At 48.8% G+C, this 19,080-nt stretch carries 18 protein-coding genes, 2 tRNA genes and 1 pseudogene; 12 read left to right on the forward strand and 9 right to left on the reverse strand.

The genetic code is table 11. The annotated features are described in order from the left end of the window. A partial coding sequence (locus EHO61_RS06850) for a flagellin N-terminal helical domain-containing protein (RefSeq protein WP_135812897.1) occupies window positions 1-797 on the reverse strand: 797 nt, incomplete at its 3' end. A 371-nt stretch (window positions 798-1,168) separates the two neighbouring features. Then, window positions 1,169-2,014 carry a flagellin N-terminal helical domain-containing protein gene (locus EHO61_RS06855; RefSeq protein ID WP_135766260.1) on the reverse strand — a complete coding sequence of 282 codons (846 nt, stop codon included), beginning with the start codon at window positions 2,012-2,014 and terminating at the stop codon, window positions 1,169-1,171. 564 nt (window positions 2,015-2,578) lie between these two features. Between EHO61_RS06855 and pdhA the strand changes: the two genes are divergently transcribed. The 5 genes from pdhA (at window position 2,579) to EHO61_RS06880 (ending at window position 8,018) form a co-directional block, all read left to right on the forward strand. Continuing rightward, window positions 2,579-3,559: a pyruvate dehydrogenase (acetyl-transferring) E1 component subunit alpha gene (pdhA, locus tag EHO61_RS06860; RefSeq protein WP_135812898.1), complete on the forward strand. Its 981-nt coding sequence runs from the start codon at window positions 2,579-2,581 to the stop codon at window positions 3,557-3,559. After that, window positions 3,559-4,533, forward strand: coding sequence for a pyruvate dehydrogenase complex E1 component subunit beta (locus EHO61_RS06865; RefSeq protein WP_135812899.1), 975 nt, complete (start codon window positions 3,559-3,561; stop codon window positions 4,531-4,533). The genes pdhA and EHO61_RS06865 overlap by 1 nt, the downstream gene beginning before the upstream one ends. A gap of 51 nt (window positions 4,534-4,584) precedes the next feature. Next, a complete protein-coding gene (locus tag EHO61_RS06870) occupies window positions 4,585-5,895 on the forward strand; it encodes a pyruvate dehydrogenase complex dihydrolipoamide acetyltransferase (RefSeq protein ID WP_135812900.1) in 1,311 nt (436 codons plus the stop codon). 24 nt (window positions 5,896-5,919) lie between these two features. Continuing rightward, the gene (gene fliG, locus EHO61_RS06875; protein ID WP_135812901.1) at window positions 5,920-6,936 is read left to right on the forward strand and encodes a flagellar motor switch protein FliG; all 1,017 of its coding nucleotides are present in this window, start codon (window positions 5,920-5,922) and stop codon (window positions 6,934-6,936) included. A gap of 71 nt (window positions 6,937-7,007) precedes the next feature. Further along, complete coding sequence (locus EHO61_RS06880) at window positions 7,008-8,018, forward strand: alpha/beta fold hydrolase (RefSeq protein ID WP_246032042.1); 1,011 nt, start codon at window positions 7,008-7,010, stop codon at window positions 8,016-8,018. Window positions 8,019-8,044: 26 nt separating this feature from the next. Here EHO61_RS06880 and EHO61_RS06885 read toward each other — a convergent pair. Then, a tRNA-Asp gene (locus EHO61_RS06885) sits at window positions 8,045-8,118 on the reverse strand. Between the two features lie 132 nt (window positions 8,119-8,250). Here EHO61_RS06885 and EHO61_RS06890 point away from each other — a divergent pair. The 4 genes from EHO61_RS06890 to lysS all read left to right on the forward strand — a co-directional run bounded on the left by EHO61_RS06890 (window position 8,251) and on the right by lysS (window position 11,258). Continuing rightward, window positions 8,251-8,922 carry a CDP-alcohol phosphatidyltransferase family protein gene (locus tag EHO61_RS06890; protein WP_135812902.1) on the forward strand — a complete coding sequence of 224 codons (672 nt, stop codon included), beginning with the start codon at window positions 8,251-8,253 and terminating at the stop codon, window positions 8,920-8,922. Window positions 8,923-8,970: 48 nt separating this feature from the next. Continuing rightward, a tRNA-Leu gene (locus EHO61_RS06895) sits at window positions 8,971-9,053 on the forward strand. A gap of 63 nt (window positions 9,054-9,116) precedes the next feature. Beyond that, complete coding sequence (locus tag EHO61_RS06900; protein WP_135812903.1) at window positions 9,117-9,752, forward strand: hypothetical protein; 636 nt, start codon at window positions 9,117-9,119, stop codon at window positions 9,750-9,752. Between the two features lie 3 nt (window positions 9,753-9,755). Beyond that, on the forward strand, window positions 9,756-11,258 hold the full coding sequence (gene lysS / locus EHO61_RS06905; protein ID WP_135812904.1) for a lysine--tRNA ligase: 1,503 nt from the start codon (window positions 9,756-9,758) through the stop codon (window positions 11,256-11,258). A 13-nt stretch (window positions 11,259-11,271) separates the two neighbouring features. Here the strand turns inward: lysS and EHO61_RS06910 are convergent, their stop codons facing one another. Then, window positions 11,272-11,841, reverse strand: a complete 570-nt coding sequence (locus EHO61_RS06910) for a hypothetical protein (protein WP_246032043.1) — start codon at window positions 11,839-11,841, stop codon at window positions 11,272-11,274. Between the two features lie 79 nt (window positions 11,842-11,920). Here EHO61_RS06910 and serA point away from each other — a divergent pair, with 79 nt between their 5' ends. Together serA and EHO61_RS06920 are read left to right on the forward strand one after the other, a co-directional pair. Further along, window positions 11,921-13,144, forward strand: coding sequence for a phosphoglycerate dehydrogenase (serA, locus tag EHO61_RS06915; protein ID WP_135812905.1), 1,224 nt, complete (start codon window positions 11,921-11,923; stop codon window positions 13,142-13,144). Between the two features lie 379 nt (window positions 13,145-13,523). Next, a complete protein-coding gene (locus EHO61_RS06920) occupies window positions 13,524-13,829 on the forward strand; it encodes a PilZ domain-containing protein (protein ID WP_135812906.1) in 306 nt (101 codons plus the stop codon). Between the two features lie 70 nt (window positions 13,830-13,899). On the opposite strand, the gene EHO61_RS06925 is transcribed toward EHO61_RS06920, so the two are convergent. The 5 genes and pseudogenes from EHO61_RS06925 to EHO61_RS17340 form a co-directional block, all read right to left on the reverse strand. Then, on the reverse strand, window positions 13,900-14,112 hold the full coding sequence (locus tag EHO61_RS06925; protein WP_135766270.1) for a hypothetical protein: 213 nt from the start codon (window positions 14,110-14,112) through the stop codon (window positions 13,900-13,902). 188 nt (window positions 14,113-14,300) lie between these two features. Further along, entirely contained in the window at window positions 14,301-15,611 is a 1,311-nt protein-coding gene (locus EHO61_RS06930; RefSeq protein WP_135812907.1) for an LIC11996 family lipoprotein, read from the reverse strand. Between the two features lie 33 nt (window positions 15,612-15,644). After that, complete coding sequence (locus EHO61_RS06935) at window positions 15,645-16,553, reverse strand: LA_0442/LA_0875 N-terminal domain-containing protein (RefSeq protein WP_135812908.1); 909 nt, start codon at window positions 16,551-16,553, stop codon at window positions 15,645-15,647. A gap of 157 nt (window positions 16,554-16,710) precedes the next feature. Beyond that, window positions 16,711-17,583 (reverse strand): alpha/beta fold hydrolase, encoded by an 873-nt coding sequence (locus tag EHO61_RS06940; protein ID WP_425460339.1) that lies wholly within the window; start codon window positions 17,581-17,583, stop codon window positions 16,711-16,713. Between the two features lie 270 nt (window positions 17,584-17,853). Then, a pseudogene (locus EHO61_RS17340) lies at window positions 17,854-18,099 on the reverse strand (DUF309 domain-containing protein); the annotation flags it as partial. Between the two features lie 288 nt (window positions 18,100-18,387). Here EHO61_RS17340 and EHO61_RS06950 point away from each other — a divergent pair. Beyond that, window positions 18,388-19,080, forward strand: coding sequence for a succinate dehydrogenase cytochrome b subunit (locus EHO61_RS06950; protein ID WP_135812909.1), 693 nt, complete (start codon window positions 18,388-18,390; stop codon window positions 19,078-19,080).

The following is a 19,080-nucleotide window of genomic DNA, read 5'->3' on the forward strand; positions in this document are numbered from 1 at the left end:
GACCACAAAACAAATACTCGTGCAGAGTGGTACGGCGATGTTAGCGCAACCATTTCCTCCGCCATATCGGCGTCCCGAATTCTGGATTCCGATGCCTGCATATTTTCGTATGCCGCCATCAGTCCTTTTGCGGAATGTTCCAACCTATTGAAGTAGGCGCCCATATCCGCTCTCTGCTTCATGATCTTCCCGAGCGCCGCGTCGGCAAAACCGATCACGTCGTTCGACTTCGTGGGAGTGGATACGGAAATCGCTTTTCCGTCCGCGCCCACAAGTTTCAAAGCCCGGGAAGTCATCGTTCCGATGTAGAACCTCTCCCTCTGGTTCTGGTTCGGTCCCATGTGAAACCACATAGAGGCAACTTTCGAACCTCTTGCGAACTGCCCTTCGAAAAGTTTGAACCGATTGAACTCCGCTTGGGAGGCAATTCGATCCACCTCGTCTACCAGTGCAGACACTTCCACCTGGACCAACTGTCTGTCCTCGGGGCTGTAGATTCCATTCGCGGTTTGGATGGCCAAAACCCGGATTCTTTGGATGATGTCCGATGTCTGCTGAAGAAAGCCTTCCGCAGTCTGGATGAAGCTCATCCCGTCTTCCGTATTTCTCTCCGCCTGCCTCAGACCGTTTACTTGGGTACGAAGCTTCTCGGAGACAGCCAAACCGGAGGCATCGTCGCCGGCAGAGTTGATCCTCATGCCCGACGAGAGCGCCTTCATGGTTTTATCCACAGCTTGCTCGTTGAACTTTAGAGAACGGTGTGAATTCACCGCACTCAGATTGTGATTGATAATCATCCTACACTCCTTGTAGAGATTCCCGGAGGATCTCCCTATCCTCCGGTCGGACTATGGTCTGTCCGGTGCTCCGGGATGGACCCGGTCGGACCACCCGACAGGCCATTTTCTCCCGAGGAGTTAGTGATGATTCAATTACGTACAACGAGCACGGATTCCGAAAAATCCGTCGGCCCTAAACCGCGGGAAGCGATCCCGTAGAAGAGGAACCGGAGAAAGATTGGACAATATTCTTAGAGTTCGGCCAACCCTGCTCCTGTTTCTCTTCGACCATCCTGAGACGACGATAGCCGCTTGCGGCGGCTTCTTAGTCGGGATAGAAAGATTCCCGGTGCGGGAGCGAATCCGCTCCCGCTGCCGGAAAGTCCTAATTACCTGAGTAATTGAAGGACGGACTGGGGTCTGACGTTGGCTTGTGCTAACATTGCAGTACCGGATTGAACCAGAATCTGGTTCTTGGTAAATGCAACGGTTTCTTCCGCCATGTCTGTGTCTCTGATACGCGACTCTGAAGCCTGGATGTTCTCGTAAGCTACCATCAAACCTTTCGACGCATGTTCGAGTCGGTTGAAGTATGCTCCGAGATTCGCTCTTTGCTTGCTGATTTTCATCAGGGCGTCATCCAAGAATCCGATGGCGTCGTTGGACTGTTCCGCAGTGGAAAGAGTCAACAGCGTTCCGTCGGCTTTGATCAGATTCAGAGCTTTAGCGGTCATCGTAGCGATATAGACCCGCTCCCTTTGGTGTTGGTTCGGACCGATGTGGAACCACATCGAAGCGCTTCTGGAACCGCGGGCAAAATCCCCTTGGAGTAGCGCCATTTTGTTGAACTCTGCCTGAGAAGCGATCCGATCGATCTCGTCGATGAGCTGAGAAACTTCTACTTGGATCATTTGGCGGTCTTCCGCGCCGTAGATACCGTTGGAAGATTGGATGGCAAGGACCCGAACCCGTTGAATGATATCGTTGGTTTCCTGCAGATATCCTTCCGTGGTTTGGATTAAGGACATGCCGTCCTCGGTGTTTCTCTCCGCCTGACGAAGCCCTTTTACCTGAGTTCTCATTTTTTCGGAAACGGCAAGACCGGATGCATCGTCACCGGCGCGGTTGATACGCATACCGGAAGACAGAGCTTCCATGTTCTTGGCCACTTCGTTGTTCTGGAACTTCAGGACGCGGTGGGAGTTAATCGCGGCTAAGTTGTGGTTAATGATCATGAGTTTCCTCCTTGAAACAGATCATGAGCCCGGCGTCCGTGCCGGGATCTTTTGCCTTGGTTTGGTTTTGGTCTTTATGGTTTTCTATCTTTTAACGAAGGCTCGAACTCGGGAGAATCCTCTCCAAAATACGGTTTCCTTCAGATATATCTTCGGTGGCGCAGATAGTCTGGATTAATTTTTAAGATTTTGGTTAATTTTACTCAAAAACGGTGTTTTTTACCCATTTTTGGGAGTTTTTGAGAAATCAAAAGAAGAAGAAAATTTACTTTTTTCCGGAAAAATGATCTTTTTCACGCACATCTAATCCTTCGATCGATTCCGAAATTTCCCTAAGTATTTTTTTTAGATCCTAAGGAGAAAAAAATCCGGTCCCGGATTTCCCGCCGTGAAACTATCGCCGGAAGGGAAAACTTCTCGTTTAGAAATTTCTTTCCGGAAAGAAGTTCCCGTCTGCGGCCCGAAAAAGGCCTGACCTTCCGGAATCCGGCTTGCTCTCCCCTCTTTCGATTCCATTCTTTGGGATTGCAACAGACAAACAGAACTTTCCGTCTAACGAAAACGATGAGCCAACCCAAAACCAAAAAAGACACCCAAGACCTTCACGAACTTTATAGACAAATGCTATTGATCCGCCGCTTCGAGGAAGCCGCGGCAAAATCGTACAGCATGGGAAAAATCGGAGGATTTTGCCACTTGTACATAGGCCAAGAAGCGGTGGGAGTCGGTGCTATCGCGGCTTTAGAAGAAAAGGATTATATCGTTTCCACCTACCGAGACCACGGGCATGCTCTTGCAAGAGGACTCGAACCGAAAGCCCTGATGGCGGAACTCTTCGGAAAAAAAACGGGGATCGCCAAAGGAAACGGCGGGTCCATGCACTTTTTTGATAAGACTAAGAATTTCATGGGAGGACACGGCATCGTAGGAGGTCATATTTCTTTGGCCGCCGGAATCGCATACGCTTCCAAATACAGACAAGACGGCGCGGTTACATTGTGCTTTTTCGGAGAGGGAGCGGCGAACATCGGTTCCTTCCATGAAGGGATGAATCTCGCCGCAATTTGGAAACTTCCCTTGGTCATGATCTGCGAAAACAACCATTACGCGATGGGAACTCCGGAATACAGAGCCCTATCCGTCAAAGACGTATCCGTACGCGCCGCGGCATACGACATCGCGAGAGACCATATAGAAGGAGACGAAGTGAGAAAAGTCCGGGATCATGTTCGCTTCGCCATCGATCGCGCCAGACGCGGAGAAGGTCCCACCCTCATGGAAATCTCCACGTATCGTTTTCGAGGCCATTCCATGTCCGATCCGGCAAAATATCGTACAAAAGAAGAGCTGGAGAAATACAAACAGGGAGATCCGCTGATCAAGGCGGAAAAGGAACTCTTGCAGTGCGGCTGGGCGCGCGAGGAATTGGACAGCCTGAGCGATTCCATACAATCGGTCGTGGATGATTCTTTGACCTTTGCGGAAAAGAGCGAAGAACCGCCCTTAGGTTGGCTTTACAAACACGTGTATGCGGAGAATATCTGATGCCGATTCTGACTTATCGCGAGGCCTTAAATCGGGCCATGACAGAGGAAATGGAAAAGGATCCGAACATCTTTCTCATGGGAGAAGAAGTCGGACATTACGAGGGAGCGTACAAGGTCTCCCAAGGAATGCTGGCGAAATTCGGGGAAAGAAGAGTGATAGATACTCCCATTTCCGAAAACGGGTTTGCGGGAGTTGGGATCGGAGCCGCGATGGTGGGACTCCGACCTATCATCGAATTCATGACCTGGAATTTCTCCCTAGTTGCGATCGATCAAATCATAAACTCCGCGGCCAAAATGAACTATATGAGCGCCGGCCAATTTCCGATACCGATCGTCTTCCGCGGAGCCGGAGGAGCCGGAGGAAGATTGGCCGCACAACATTCCCAATCCTTCGAGAGCTGGTATGCTCATATTCCGGGCCTGAAGGTCATCGCCCCTTACACTCCTGCGGACGCGTACGGATTATTGAAAACTTCGATCCTAGACAATAACCCGACCATTTTTATCGAAAGTGAAGTATTGTACGGGACGAAAGGGGAAGTTCCGACGGGAGAATTCTATATTCCGATGGGAAAAGCGGACATCAAACGGGAAGGAACCCAGCTTACGATTGTTAGCTGGTCTAGAGCCCTGATGTACGTATTACCCGCAGCGGAAAAATTGGCCAAGGAAGGAATCTCCGTGGAGGTGTTAGACATCCGGAGCATCCGTCCTTTGGACGAAGAGGCAATCTTGGCCTCGGTTCGAAAAACCAATCGGGCTCTGATCGTAGAGGAAGGTTGGAACGTGGCCGGGTTCGGAGCACAGCTCGCCTATCTGATCCAGAAGGAAGCCTTTGACTACCTCGACGCTCCCGTGGAAAGAGTGACCCAAGAGGATGTGCCCATGCCCTATGCGGCCAACCTGGAAAAAGCCTCCTTGCCGAGCGAAGAGAAGATAATCCTAAAGGTAAGAGAGATGATCAAATGATCCAATATATCAGAATATTCCAACATTCTGTTATTATAATAGGTAATATATATGGCTAAAATCGCCGAAATGACCCAACTCAGCCCTACGATGACCGAGGGCGTATTGGTAAAGTGGTTAAAAAAGAAAGGGGATTCCGTCGCTCCGGGGGAATCGATCGCCGAGGTGGAAACCGATAAGGCCGTGATGGAAATGGAATCTTTCGATACGGGAATCCTTCTGGAAATCATCGCAGGAGAAGGCTCCAAACTTCCCGTGGGAGCTCCGGTAGCGATCATCGGCAAATCGGGAGAGGACATCACTTCCCTTCTCGCCGAAGCCAAAACAAGAAGTTCCTCTCTACCAAAGTCGGAAGTGTCTGCTTCCCCTGCGCCCACCGCAATCCCCGAACCTCCGCAGGCAGCTCCCGTCAAATCGGAACCGCCTCAAATCTCCGAAACGGAGGAAGAAGATTCCGCACGTCCGGTTTCATCCCCCCAGAGAGGGCTTGCGACTCCTGCTCTCGAAGGAAGAATCAAGGCTTCTCCCCTGGCAAAACAGATCGCCAAGGAAACCGGAATCGACCTAGCTAGGATACAGGGTTCCGGACCGGACGGGAGAATCCTGAAACGGGATGTGGAGGCAAACCAGGTCGTACGGACAAACCTTTCCCCGTCCGCGGCTCCCCTCAGAGAGGAAAAGCAACAGATTTCCGGAATGCGAAAGACCATTGCCAACCGCTTGGTACATTCCAAGACCCACCAACCTCATTTCTATTTGGACATAGAGTTGGACGCGGAGCCTCTCGTAAAATTGCGCGAAAACCTAAACGCGGACCTAAAGGCGGCCGGAGAAGAGACGAAGGTCAGCTTAAACGATTTTGTCATCAAGGCTTCCGCGTTCGCACTTTTACAAGTGCCGGAAGTGAATTCTTCCTGGAGGGAAGACCATATCCTGCGCCACGGAAGAGTGGATGTCGGGGTCGCGGTCTCTATCGAAGGCGGACTCATCACCCCGTATATCCGAAACGCCGATCTCAGCTCCGTTTTGGAAATCGGTAAGAGAGTAAAAGAACTTGCCTCCCGGGCCAGAGAAAGAAAACTAAAACCCGAAGAATATTCGGACGGAACGTTCACGGTATCCAACCTAGGTATGTTCGGTATCGATCGCTTTGCGGCCGTCATCAACGAGCCGGAAGCGGCGATTTTAGCCGTAGGAAACGCGGTCCCGAAACCCGTACTAAAATTCGGTGCAATCGTTCCCGGAATCACGCTCTCCGTTTGCCTTTCCTGCGATCATAGAGTGGTGGATGGAGCGGTGGGAGCACGTTGGTTGCAGGTCTTTCGGGAATTGGTAGAGCACCCGTTACGCCTCCTCGTCTGAATCTTCTCCTGGGAGAGATGCAGCTTGGCGGAAAAAGACCCGAATTCCCGAATCCAAAAAGTCAAAAAAGCGGCTTTGCTTCTGCTTTCCCTGGACAAGGATTCCGCGGCAAAAGCCCTTTCCCAACTGGAAGAGGGCTTGATCGAAGAAATCGTCCAGGAAATGGCCAAGATTCGGACGGTTTCCAAAGCCGAAAAAGAGGGCGCTCTTCTGGATTTTCAGGAATCTTTAAGAGAGCTCGCGGGCGAATCACGGGGAGGCATAGACGCCGCCCGGGACCTGCTGTACAAATCCGTAGGCAAGGAAAAATCGGAATCTATATTAGGAAAACTAGATAGAAAAGACACGGAAGAGGACTTTTCTTTTTTGAACGACGCGGACCCGCAAACTCTTGCGCAGCTCCTCCTTCCGGAAAATCCCCAGACGATCGCGGTCACACTCGCGTTTTTAAATCCTAAAAAAGCCGCGGAAGCTTTGAAATTCCTGCCCAAGGACCTCCAATCCAAGGTAGCATTAAAATTGGCGAATACGACCAAAACTCATCCGGATGCGATCAGACAAATCGCAAGAGTTCTGAAGAAAAAATATGAAAACCGGGACAAATCCGAATTCAGTGAAGCGGGAGGAACGGAAGCCCTTGCGAGCATTCTAAATCATATGGACAAGTCTCTCGAGGAGACCATCCTGAGAGACTTGGAGGAACATTCTCCGGAACTAGCTTCTCAGGTCAGAGAAAAACTTTATACCTTCGAGGATGTACTTCTTTTGAATTCCCGGGAAATGCGTTTCGTCATCAATCGCCTCGGAGACGATGATGTGATTGCTACCGCATTGCGAGGTTCCGGCGACGAAATCCGTGCTCATTTTTTCGAGGCCATGTCCAAAAACCGAGCCAACGACATTTTGGAACAGATGGAATTAAGGGGAAAGGTGACCTTAAAAGAGATCACGGACGCGAGAAACAGGATCCTTTCCTTACTTCGAGATCTGGAAGAAACCGGAGAAATCGTTCTCAAAAAAGACACGGAAGAGTTCATCTAAACAGAAACGGCAAAGAACTTCGAAGGCCCGCTTTCTGACTCGATACGGGCGATACTTTCCGGGAAAAAGTTTTGCAATTCCAGAATACTTCTGGACTGGAGTTTGCAAACGCACTATACATGGTTTCGCCTAATATGCTGAAACGTGCTTTAAAACTCACGCTCGGATTTTTATCCCTGCTATTCGTACTGTTATTTTTCGGGGTCATATATACCTGGGCTCCGGACAAAACCCTAGCCGAATTACAACCGAAATGGGCTCCTCTGCCTTCCGTTTTCGTCGATATCATGGGAATGAAAGTGCACTTGCGGGACGAAGGACCTCGCACGGATCCGAACCCGATCGTCCTGATCCACGGAACCGCCTCCTCTCTTCATACCTGGGATGGATGGGTAGAAGAACTCAAACCCACTCGCAGAGTCATACGTTTCGACCTTCCCGGATTCGGCCTTACCGGTCCTTCTCCAAACGGAGACTATTCTCTGGATCTATATGCAAAATTTGTAATTTCCATTCTAGACAAGTTAGGTGTCGGACATGCGGTGATCGCGGGAAATTCCCTAGGCGGAAACATCGCATGGTTTACCGCACTGAACCACCCGAAATATTTCGAAAAATTGGTACTAGTGGACGCCTCCGGCTACCGCTTCCAATCTACTTCGGTTCCGATCGGTTTTAGGATCGCAAGAGTTCCGTTACTGCGCAATCTGGTAAGCAATGTGCTTCCCCGATTCATCATCGCTTCCAGCGTAAAGAACACGTACGGAGATCCTAGCAAAGTTACGGAAATACAAATCGATCGTTATTACGACCTAACTTTGCGCGAAGGAAATCGCAAGGCCTTGATACAGAGATTTCAGCAGATCGCTCCCGGATTACACGAGGATAAGATTCGGGAACTTCACATTCCTACCTTGATCCTTTGGGGAGGAAAGGATCGGTTGATACCTCCCGAATACGCGGAGAAATTCCACAGCGATATCCGAGGGAGCAAATTGGTCGTTTTTGAAAATTTGGGGCATATTCCCCAGGAAGAGTCCCCGAAAGAAACCTTGCAGGTATTCCAGGAATTCATGAAATAGATTCGAGTGAAACGGTGTGATAGATCCGGAGCTGACGGGACTCGAACCCGCGACATCCTGCGTGACAGGCAGGCACTCTAACCAGCTGAGCTACAGCTCCTCTTTCCGATGAACATCATTTCCCGGAGCTTGCTCCGGTCAACAATGTTTACCGGAAAAAAGGATGAATTTTTAAGTCCCTTTCCCATTCTTCACCAAAGGACGGATGTATTCCGTCCGGATACGCAAAACAATGCTACAGGAAAAAAAACCCAAAGATTTACTCGAAGATCGGATATTTACGGTCTCCAATTTTCTTTCCATCAGCAGAGTATTTCTTCTTCCGTTTTTCATCCACTTTACTCGAAAACACATGGAGGCACCGAAGCAAGGGGAGTATCTCCTTTTGGCGATAGGTACCTGTGTCTTGGCGGTTCTCACGGATTACCTAGACGGATTCTTGGCGAGACTTTTGGGACAGGAATCTGTTCTCGGAAGATACTTGGACCCGATCTGCGATAAAATCGTTACCGTAGGCGGACTTTCCGTTATCGTGCATTATTATCATTTCCCTCTATGGATTCTATGCGTATACGTTTTGCGGGAAATTTTAGGAGTATGGCTGGGAGGCTTTTTGTACTTAAAACGGGGGATCCAAGGGAAACCGAATTGGTGGGGAAAAATCGGAGTCGGACTCGTTGCAGTCACGGTTCTCTGGTACATGACTCTCCCATTGTTGTACGGGAATTATCCGCAAGATCATCTCTTTTATCATCCGGAATATTCCGGTTATCTTTTAGTTACTATATTGATGATCGGTGTCGTTGCCTATGCCCGCAGGTATTGGGACATCGTATTCCACCCCGAGAGATTCGTATTGGATCCTAAGGATAAGAAACAGAAGAAGAAGTACCAGTTGGTATGAAATTCCTTGACACAGCAAGGTCCTCCCCCATTCTGTCAATCGCAGCCTGCTCGGGTGGTGGAATTGGTAGACACGCAAGCTTGAGGTGCTTGTGCCGGTTAGGTGTAGGGGTTCGAGTCCCCTCTCGAGCAAACGGAACATTGCCGACAATTCCCCTAAAATTCTCTTTATGGCCCGGCCGACGGTAAGACCGAATGTCATCGAGCCCTCTATCCGTACAAGAATTTCTTAATAAAGCTAAACTGGTCTTTTACGGCTTTTTCGCTTTACTTTTCTTATTCCTGGCTCTCTTCTTTTCCGCTCCCCTTCTCCTCGTTTCGAAGGCGGATCCGAAAAAATCGAATGCGATTCTAGTCGAGGCGATCGAAACGGGAAGAAAAGATAAACTGAAACAAGCCGCCCAACTTTGGAAAAAAGGTTTGGCTCCGACGGTTATAGTTCTCTATTCCCCCGCAGGTTCCGATTCGGATGTAGGTGTCGCTACGGATCTCGTGTCCGGCATCCAATCCAATCTGATCGCTCAGGGAGTGGAGGAGAATAAAATTCTAATCTATACCGTCGCGGCCGGGCCTCAGGAATTTCCGAAAACTCTCCTGAAAATCGCGTTAGACCGTCAATGGAAGACGTTCTTATTGGTAGGCCGCGAATACGATTCGGCTACTCTTTTGCGTCTTTATCGTTCCGTGCTGGAACCGGCCGGTATCTATTTCGCCGTTTCGAAAGTTCCGGAAGGGTTCTCCGCTACGGATTGGTTTTTGAAACCGAAGAACCTCGAATCCGTCATAGGCCGTTTCGCAAAGTATTTGTATCTTATATTATTAGGAAACTAAAGCATGTCCCAGCAAGATGTTAAGGAAACCAACGAACTAATACAGCAAAGAATCCACAAAGTGGAGGAATTGAAAGCCAAAGGAGTCGATCCTTATCCTGTTCGCTTTTTCCCGGATGCGATTTCTTCCGAATTGATCGATAGGTATTCCCAAAAACCCGGCGGCCCCGAAACCAAATTCAAATTGGGGGGAAGACTCCATTCGAAGCGGGTCATGGGTAAGGCGAGCTTCGCTCATCTGAAAGATAAGGGTGGCGTGATCCAACTCTACGCCACACGTGACGACCTCGGAGAGGAAAACTATTCTCTGTTTAAAGGCCTGGATTTGGGAGACCAAATCGGAGTGGAAGGATATCTTTTCCAGACGCAAAAAGGGGAAACGACCCTTCATCTTACTTCCGTGGAATTGCTGGCGAAATGCATCCGTCCTCTGCCCGTAGTCAAGGAAAAAGACGGAGTAGTTTACGACGCGTTTGCGGACGTGGAACAGCGCTATCGGATGCGTTATGTGGACTTGGTCGTCAACGATTTTGTCCGCGAAACCTTTATCACCCGGAGCAGGATCGTATCCGAAATCAGATCCTTCCTAACCGGCGAAGGTTTCTTGGAAGTCGAGACTCCTATGATGCAACCTATCGCAGGCGGTGCGGCCGCTCGACCTTTCGTCACCCACCACAACACCCTGGACATGCAATTATTTCTGAGAATCGCCCCGGAGCTCTATTTGAAGCGCTTGATTGTGGGAGGTCTGGATAGGGTCTTCGAACTGAATCGGAATTTTCGGAACGAAGGGGTCTCCACGAAGCACAACCCCGAATTCACGATGATGGAAGCCTACATGGCCTTCGGAGACATGTCGAAGATGCTCGACCTGACGGAACGTCTGATCGCTCATGTGACCCAAAAAATCCATGGTACATTAAAAATTCCTTATGGAAATGACATGGTGGATCTGACCCCTCCGTGGAGAAGGGTAAAATATGTGGACATCATCAAAGAATATTCCGGGATAGATTTCTCCCAGATCAAGACCCTCCAAGAGGCAAAAGAAAAGGCATCCGCCTTAAAAGTGGACGTTTCCAAATGTCACTCGATATGGAAGGTCGCCGACGAGGTATTTTCAGAAAAAGCGGAACCGAATCTGATCCAACCGGTATTCGTGACCGATTACCCGAAAGAACTTTCTCCCTTGGCAAAATCCCGTCCGGACGATCCGAATTACGTCGAAAGATTCGAACCCTATATCGTAGGAAGAGAAATCGGAAACGCGTTTTCGGAGTTGAACGATCCTTTCGACCAAAAGGAACGATTCGAAGAGCAGGTGAAACAACGGGAAGCGGGAGACGACGAGGCGTTTATGATGGACGAGGATTATATCCGAGCCCTCGAATACGGCATGCCTCCTACCGGCGGTTTGGGAATCGGGATCGACCGACTGGTCATGCTTTTGACGAATTCCCAATCCATCCGGGACACCATTCTTTTTCCTCTGATGCGTCCGGAGTAAAATCCGGGCCACTTCAGTAATTGGCGATGATCAGCTTGGCCTGCGCGTCGAGTCTGGTCTTAAGTTCCCTTAATTGCTGCTTCAGGTTTTCCGAATCTCCCGAACTCAGGGATTTCGTGACCGTATGCTCGCGCGAAGAGAAGCTGAATTCTATCTCCTTTGCGGCCATGATCTTATCCGCCACCTCGGGAGGAAGGATGGAAACAAGCCGAAGGGTCTCTCCGTAATCGGTCGTAACCTTCCGCAGATTGTGCCAAGTTTGGTCCAATTTTAAGGAAACCCCTATCGGAAAACTTTCGTCGAAAGAGCTCACGTAGTATTCCAAAAACAGCGGTTTTTCTCCCGTACGGTTATTCAAAACCCCTTTGAAATTCAAGGCTCCCGAGCGACCGGGAGAACAGAACCAGGAAAAAATGCACACCGGACCGGACCGAAGCGTCGTCTGCTCGATCACCGGTTCCGCGAAAGATTCCGGGCGAGCGGAACAGGAAAGGGAAAGCAGAAAAACCGCAAATAGGCTTGCGAATTGCAGAAGGATACTGGATTGAAATCTCCGCACTGTCATCTCCAAAATCAATTCCATAGTATCTCTCCGCCGCAAAACGTGAAGCAAAAATCCGATTTCCAGGGAATGAAGGAAGTCCTTTTATGGTTTTAAACCTATGATTTCCTACCCTAAAGAAAAGATCAACGTACTGCTACTCGAAAACATTCATAAAGACGCTTACGATCTCTTTCAGAGGGACGGTTTTAACGTCCGTCTCCTCCCCCAGGCTTTTAGCGAAGCGGAACTTTTAAAGGAAATCGAGAACGTTCACGTTTTGGGAATCCGCAGCAAAACCAACATAACCGCTCCCGTTTTAGCCAAGGCAAAGCGTTTGCTTACCATAGGTTGTTTTTGCATTGGCACCAACCAGGTAGATCTTACCGAGTCCGAGAGCAAGGGAATTCCAGTCTTCAATGCCCCTTATTCGAATACTAGATCCGTAGCGGAACTAGTCATAGCGGAGATCGTCCTCCTGGCTCGGCGAGTTCCCGACCATATCCGAAATACCCATGCGGGGATTTGGAATAAGATCTCCAAGAATTGTTTCGAAGTACGGGGAAAAACCCTAGGAATCGTGGGATACGGTCATATCGGTAGTCAGGTCTCCGTTCTCGCCGAAGCAATGGGTCTCAAGGTAGTCTATTACGACGTTCAAACGGTACTTCCTTTAGGAAATGCGACTCCTGCCCACTCTTACGAGGAGTTATTGGCGATTTCCGACTTTGTCACGTTTCATGTTCCTGAAACTATGGAAACCACGAATCTGTACGGCAAAAAGCAGATCGACCAAACGAAAAAGGGTGCGTACGTCATCAATTTGTCTCGAGGAAAAGTTCTAGACCTGGAAGCTCTGGCGGAAGCCATCAAAAGCGGGCATATCGCCGGCGCGGGTGTGGACGTATTTCCGCAGGAGCCGGAGTCCAACAACGATCCGTTCCTCACCCCGATGCAGAATCTGCAGAACGTGATACTTACGCCGCACATCGGAGGTTCCACGGAGGAAGCCCAGAAGAACATAGGTTCCGAAGTGGCCAGTAAATTGCTGAAATTCGTCAATAATGGGTCGACTTCCTTTGCCGTAAACTTTCCGCAATTGGAGCTGAATCCGATTCCGACCGGAATGTACCGCATCCTGAACGTCCATAAGAACCAACCGGGATTCCTGAAGGATATCAACGCGATGGTCTCCGAGGTCGGAGCGAATATCAGTTCCCAACATCTGGGTACTAGCGCGGAAATCGGTTACCTATCGATGGTGATCAATATGTCCGTAGGAGACGAATTGAAGGAAAAAATCGAGAGACATCCCGGTTCCATTAAGACCAGAATCCTGTATTAAACTCTCTGCAATCCTTGTTCCGGATTCTTTTCATCTGGGACTTTGGATTCGTTTAACAAATCGTAAAATCCGTTCTCTTTCGGTCAAATAGCTGCCAAATTGAACAACGGGCGTTCATCCCTTTGATCGTTTTCTACTGCCAAAAATCCTTCTGTGATGCGCAGAAACGCGCAGGAGAAGCGATCCGGTCCTTTCTGCACAACCCCCTATAAATTTCTTCCGATATCCCTTTCTTAGGCACGCTAATTGCTGTTAGATTATGGAGGAACGAAATTGGATAGGGACCTTTTACTGACAAAAATCGCGATTAAAATCGTAAAAATTCCTTAATCTGTATGTAAGTATCCTCGATTAGGGTAGTGCAAACGGGAGGACCGCCATGAAATACAATAGAATCCCTTCCACTTTAAACGTTCGTTTTGAGACTATCGACGACACTAAGCTTAGGTTCGCAGAGAACGTTCTTGTCGGACTCGTAATGAGAAGCGACTCGGCCGTAGATCCCGGAACCAACCTTTCTATACAGATAGGAGTGCTCAGTCTTTCCGGCTCGATCGAACTACTGATGAAAGTGATCAAATGCGAAAGGATTTCGAACTTCGAATACGACGTTTATCTAAATTACACCGAAAAGGATTTCGGTAAGATAGAGGCGATCGAGGATCTGATCAGAGACCTCGCGTAAAACGCGGGAAAGCAGTTCTGACTCGGTCGTTTCCATTCGAAAGGACGAAAACGGCCGAGAAGACTCCGGCTTAAGCTACGAATAGATCGGCTTTGCTGATCATCGTCAGTGGAACTTTGCTTACGTTCATTTTATCCGGGAAATAAACGATCTCTTCACCGACCAATCTCCTATTTTTGTCCAATTCCACTACGGACCCGTCTTTTAGATGAAGTACGATGTCGATTCCGCGGTAGTTGACATATCTTTCGAGTTGGTCTCTGAATTTATTTCCCTGTTCCATGGTTGCTCCTCGGCAAAAACGTTGAACGGTAGCCTAAAGAACCTAGGTAAAAGTACAAGTTTTTTTTATTTCTTCCTTCGAAAAATATTTATGTCCGCTAATTTAGAAGTACTGAATGGATGTGAAGGTCTTTCCAATGTTGGATAGTTGCTAGGACTTGGGCGGAACAGATCCGAATCCGGGAAGTGTCAGTTCGGAAACGGAACCTGATTCGGTCCCGTCCAACTCGCTCCGTTGTTCGTAGTGGTGTACCAGTACAATCCGGTTCCCGTCGCGCTCGGAACGCTTATGAAAACGGTAATCGCGTTCGTGGAATCGATGGTGGAAGTGTACGCATTCGCGTAAAAAGAGGACCCTGCCGCTCCCAAAGGCAAAGCACTCGTGTCAACGAGAGTCCAAGTTGCCCCCGCATCCAAACTTACGTAAAGCGGAGAATAACCGTTCTGAGCGGAAATTTCGGGGTACATGGTGGAGACCAAGACTCCGGATCCGGAAGCCCCCATCCGCGCCACTGTCTGGTTGATCGAACTCGTTGTCGTCAAATACAAAGGAGGGGTCACGTTCACAGTGGTAAAAGTGGCGCTCGAACTCACGGTAAAGTTCGTAACCGGCGTAGTATTGATACGCAGGGAAGTCGTCGCGGAACCCACATCCAGAAAGAAGGCTTGGCTGTAACCGTCCGCAAACGCCCAGGATGCATTACTCCCGTTGAGTGTAAAAGGGGTATATCCGTATGACGAGATGAGAGAAGTAGTGACGTTAGAAGAAACTCCGGCGCTGGAGATGGACTGTCCACTCATAGAATACGCACCGGAAGAACCTGAAATTCCGAAACCGCAAAACTCATATCCGGTGCCCGAACTTTTCGGACCGACACAGGTCGTAAGATTCGTAATCGACGTTCCGGAACTCGGAAAGCTGATTGCCCGGTAGCAATTGTATGCTGCACCGCTTTCACACCAATAATAATAGCCCGAATTGTAATAGATCGAAGTAAATCCGGTTCCTCCCATTGGCGGGGTCACTTGGGTAAAATTCAGATTTGCTCCTTGCGTAAGAGGCAAAACTCCCTGAGCAAAATAATAGGTATTCGAACCGGTCGCTTCGAACATCACATAGAAGCCGTTCGCGGACCCGTTCGCACCGGCATTCAATGCGATAGTAGAACTCAAAAGACTGTTCCCGGGAACGTTCGTAGAAACCGTATAAGTACCCGTACTTCCGCCGGTAAAAAGCAGGTCCAGAGCGCTAGGCTGCAATCCTTTCTGACGCGTGATGTACGAAAATTGTACTCCCGTTCCTACGGTTCGAAATTGTTGGTATTGATCCGGAAAACTGTTGTAACCGACGGAATCTCCGAATCCGAGAAGTGTGGTCAACAAAGAGAAATTGGATTGTGGGTCCAAGGATGCTTCCTGGAATTTCATACATCCCGTACAGACGAACAAAAGAAAAAATCCCGCCGCGGATCTAGACAATCTACACTGCATCGATTTCATACACTCTCCTCCCCAAAACCACCAATATACATTCTAAAAGAGGGTGGAATAACGGATTTCTCCGTACAACGCCTTTCCGTACCATCCGTTTGCGGAACTTGCACTCGCGAATACGGCAGTCGGAACCCTGTCATAGCCCGCATTCCATTGGAATCCGTTGCGGACCGGCGTACCATCCGCGGAAACCACCGTCTCTTCTGCGGCCCAGGTCCCTCCGGTAAAATAACTATGGACCAATTGTACCAAATAGACGGTTCCTAAAATCGCAAGAGATTGGTTGTACTGTTTCACGTCTTTTTGGTATTCGCTCCGCTGGCCTTCCAAATTAAATCTTCCCAGTCCGATCGGAGAATTTCCGAAAATCAAGGCGGAAGTAAACGTAGCCTGGTCATAACTGGACTTTGCGGATTTTGCATGTTCCGCCGACAGGATCGTATATCCTAACGCAACAGCGAACGTGCCTCCGTAGATCCATCCCGTTTTTTTACGACCTGCATAGATATGCCCCCAACCGGGCAATACTGCGGATCTCCAGACAGGGCTCCAGCGACTTCTCGTCGGCTTAACAGAAGATGGAGGCGGGATAACGACGGGTTCTTGCGGAACTTCGGGAATGACAGGAACCACAGGGACCGCTTCCTTCGTGGATTGCGGTTGCTGGGCGTCCTGGATTTTTTTCTCCTCTTCCTGCCGGATTTTCTTTTCTTCTTCCTTCGTAACTTCCTTGTAAATGACCTTTAAGATCGACTTTTTGGGGATGGTGACGAGCCTACCGTCTTCCCCCTTTACCTGTATATTTTTTTCGTTTTGAGTGATCACCGTTCCTTTTACGGTACTTCCGTTTCGAAGTAGAATGGATTGCACTGCGATCAACTGGGTGGAGATTAGAAGGAGTAATAGCGGAGTTCCGTATCTGGCGGCACTGAGAATTCGTAGAAACATTTTTATCGATGCAACTTTTTGACAAAAATAAACTCCTCTCCTTCCGTCGCATAGGAGTTTTTCGGGGGATAAAGTTGGTTCTACGGAATTTTAGTTCTAAGGAAACGAACGGAGTTCTTTACGATTCTAAAGTTTCATCTCTTGCCGATCCGGAGTTTCAGACTAGGGAATTCTTAAAATAAAACTCTCCCATCACTTTTGCGAGAAGATCCGGACGATCATGGTGCATATTGTGCCCCGCGTCTTCCAACTCGATGTATGTAAGATTCCTAAGATGGGAAAACACTTCTTTCGGATCGTCCAATGGAAGATTGGTTTCCTTACCGTAGATTACTAGCACGGGACAGGATACGTTTTCCCAAAGATGCCTCGTGAATTGAGGGCTAATGAATACCGGCGGACCGCTTTTGTAGATCGGGTCGCTTTTCCATACGAATCCGTCTTCCACCGGTTTGGTCAAATACGTCGCAATCACGAGCAACCTTTCCTTGGGAAGTCTAGGATACACCGGCGAAAGTCTCGAAGCCGCCTCCTCCACATTTCGAAAACTCTTTTGTCTTTTTCTTTCCCTGCCCGCTAAACTATTTTCCCAAGTTTCCAACCAGGAACGGAATCGTTTCCGTTCTTTTTCCGGATTCGGCAGAGAACTGAATCCTTCCAGACAAACCAAGGATTCGACTCTCTCCGGTACCAACCCGGCGATCCTAGATCCAAGACCTCCCCCCATAGAGTGGCCCAGTATATGAAATTTTTCCGGCAGAAATTTGGAGATAAAACTTTGGGTATCGACTAACGGAAGCATGAAATGATAGAAACCTTCCCGCAACCATTCGGAATCTCCGTGACCTCTATAATCGAATCTGTACAGATCGAAAAATTCGGAAAGAAATTCCTCCTGAAAGACGAAGGTATCGGAGGAGTCCATAAATCCGTGCAGTAGAAGCAGCGCCCTTCCCTTACCGTTATTCCTGATGGAATACGAGAGTTTGTATCCTCCCGATTCGAAAGTTCCTTTTACGGTTTTGCCGATCTGAATCTCTGTAGAATCCATATTCGGATCCAGAATGGAATCCGATTCGGAGGAAGAAAGCAATTCCTCTCCCGTTTTCGTCAAAATAGGTAGGGGAAGTTCTTGGATTCGTTCGAGATCCCAACGATTTTCACCGGAAAATTCGGACAAAAGGGAATCCAAAAACCCGATCCATTCCGGAACGATTCTTTTTCCGATTTCGGAAAGTTCTCCGGAAAGAAGCAACGCCTCGAATTTTTGCTTGGATTTTTCCGCCTGCATCCTCGCGCCGCGAACGTTCGGTTTTACGAAAATCTTATTTAAGGAAATCGCCAACTGGATCCAGCCGTGTAATAAGAGCTTGCGCCCTTTGGTTTCCTTCTTCCATTGGAATTCGAATACTTCGTGCAGCTCGAAGTATCTTCCTTTTGCATACAGTTCCCTTCCCTTTTCCCAGGCAAACGGGAAACTTTCCCTCGCTTCGGAAGTATTCGAGATTTTCGCAAGGATGCTCAGAATTTCAGGGTCGAATTCCATGATTTCCCCTTTCTTTCCCCGCCGTGTTCCCCAACCGAAACCGCGAATTCGCCCCTCGCGATTTGAAGGAAATTTTCGCGTTGCACAATGGAAAACGCCGATCGGGTTCGCTCCTTTTCTTACAAATATCCATTTTTTGTCCCTTAGTTTAAAAGTTACTTTCCGTCCAAAGCAGTTTTTTTACCCTAAAACTTGGGACAAATCGGAGAACGCTTCTTCCTTTAAGGATTCTCCCTCCCGCAAAATAAATCGATGACTTCTTCCCATGACTCTCACAGGAGATTTTGAATGGACTTTCAGGCTGGATACCTTAGGTCTTCCATCGGTAGGAAAACTATCGTAGGGATTACCGGACTCGTTTTCTTCGGCTTTGTGTTTTTTCACATGCTGGGGAACCTCCAGATCTTCCAGGAACCGGATAAGATCAACAGCTATGCCGCGTTTCTGCAAAGCCTCGGCGGACTTCTTTGGATCGCTCGCGGTACGTTATTAGTGGCCTTCGTATTGCACGTCTATTATGCGATTCGACTTTCGGTGGAAAACCGCCAGGCAAGACCGGTCGGATACGTGAAAAATAGCACGATCCAAGCCACTCTTTCCTCGAGAATGATGGCTCTGACCGGCCTGGTTATTTTCGGAGCGGTTCTTTACCACCTAGCTCATTTTACTCTGGGCATTACCGATCCCAAGGACTTCGCATTAAAAGACGCGCAAGGTCGTCACGACGTGTATTCCATGGTCGTTCTGGGATTTCAAAATCCGATCGTTTCCGGCGCGTACGTGCTTTGGATGTTTTTGCTGGCCTCTCACCTCAGGCACGGAGTCTCCAGCGTTTTCCAAACCTTCGGTCTCAACACATCCTTTTGGGCGCCTAAAACCAACGCCTTCGCGATCGCTTTTGCGATCCTGATTTTCATAGGAAACTCTTCCATTCCCCTTTCTATCCTACTGGGATATGTAAAGTTGCCAGGAGCACAATAG

The sequence above is a fragment of the Leptospira fluminis genome, assembly GCF_004771275.1.
In the GTDB taxonomy this organism is placed as follows: domain Bacteria; phylum Spirochaetota; class Leptospiria; order Leptospirales; family Leptospiraceae; genus Leptospira_B; species Leptospira_B fluminis.

What these genes read in the sequence shown, in the direction of transcription:
- EHO61_RS06855 (WP_135766260.1), bottom strand. Translation starts at nt 2,014, where the DNA reads ATGATCATTAACCACAACTTAGCCGCGATTAACTCCCACCGCGTCCTG.
- pdhA (WP_135812898.1), top strand. Translation starts at nt 2,579, where the DNA reads ATGAGCCAACCCAAAACCAAAAAAGACACCCAAGACCTTCACGAACTT.
- EHO61_RS06865 (WP_135812899.1), top strand. Translation starts at nt 3,559, where the DNA reads ATGCCGATTCTGACTTATCGCGAGGCCTTAAATCGGGCCATGACAGAG.
- EHO61_RS06870 (WP_135812900.1), top strand. Translation starts at nt 4,585, where the DNA reads ATGGCTAAAATCGCCGAAATGACCCAACTCAGCCCTACGATGACCGAG.
- EHO61_RS06890 (WP_135812902.1), top strand. Translation starts at nt 8,251, where the DNA reads ATGCTACAGGAAAAAAAACCCAAAGATTTACTCGAAGATCGGATATTT.
- EHO61_RS06900 (WP_135812903.1), top strand. Translation starts at nt 9,117, where the DNA reads ATGTCATCGAGCCCTCTATCCGTACAAGAATTTCTTAATAAAGCTAAA.
- lysS (WP_135812904.1), top strand. Translation starts at nt 9,756, where the DNA reads ATGTCCCAGCAAGATGTTAAGGAAACCAACGAACTAATACAGCAAAGA.
- EHO61_RS06910 (WP_246032043.1), bottom strand. Translation starts at nt 11,841, where the DNA reads ATGGAATTGATTTTGGAGATGACAGTGCGGAGATTTCAATCCAGTATC.
- serA (WP_135812905.1), top strand. Translation starts at nt 11,921, where the DNA reads ATGATTTCCTACCCTAAAGAAAAGATCAACGTACTGCTACTCGAAAAC.
- EHO61_RS06920 (WP_135812906.1), top strand. Translation starts at nt 13,524, where the DNA reads ATGAAATACAATAGAATCCCTTCCACTTTAAACGTTCGTTTTGAGACT.
- EHO61_RS06925 (WP_135766270.1), bottom strand. Translation starts at nt 14,112, where the DNA reads ATGGAACAGGGAAATAAATTCAGAGACCAACTCGAAAGATATGTCAAC.
- EHO61_RS06930 (WP_135812907.1), bottom strand. Translation starts at nt 15,611, where the DNA reads ATGAAATCGATGCAGTGTAGATTGTCTAGATCCGCGGCGGGATTTTTT.
- EHO61_RS06935 (WP_135812908.1), bottom strand. Translation starts at nt 16,553, where the DNA reads ATGTTTCTACGAATTCTCAGTGCCGCCAGATACGGAACTCCGCTATTA.
- EHO61_RS06950 (WP_135812909.1), top strand. Translation starts at nt 18,388, where the DNA reads ATGGACTTTCAGGCTGGATACCTTAGGTCTTCCATCGGTAGGAAAACT.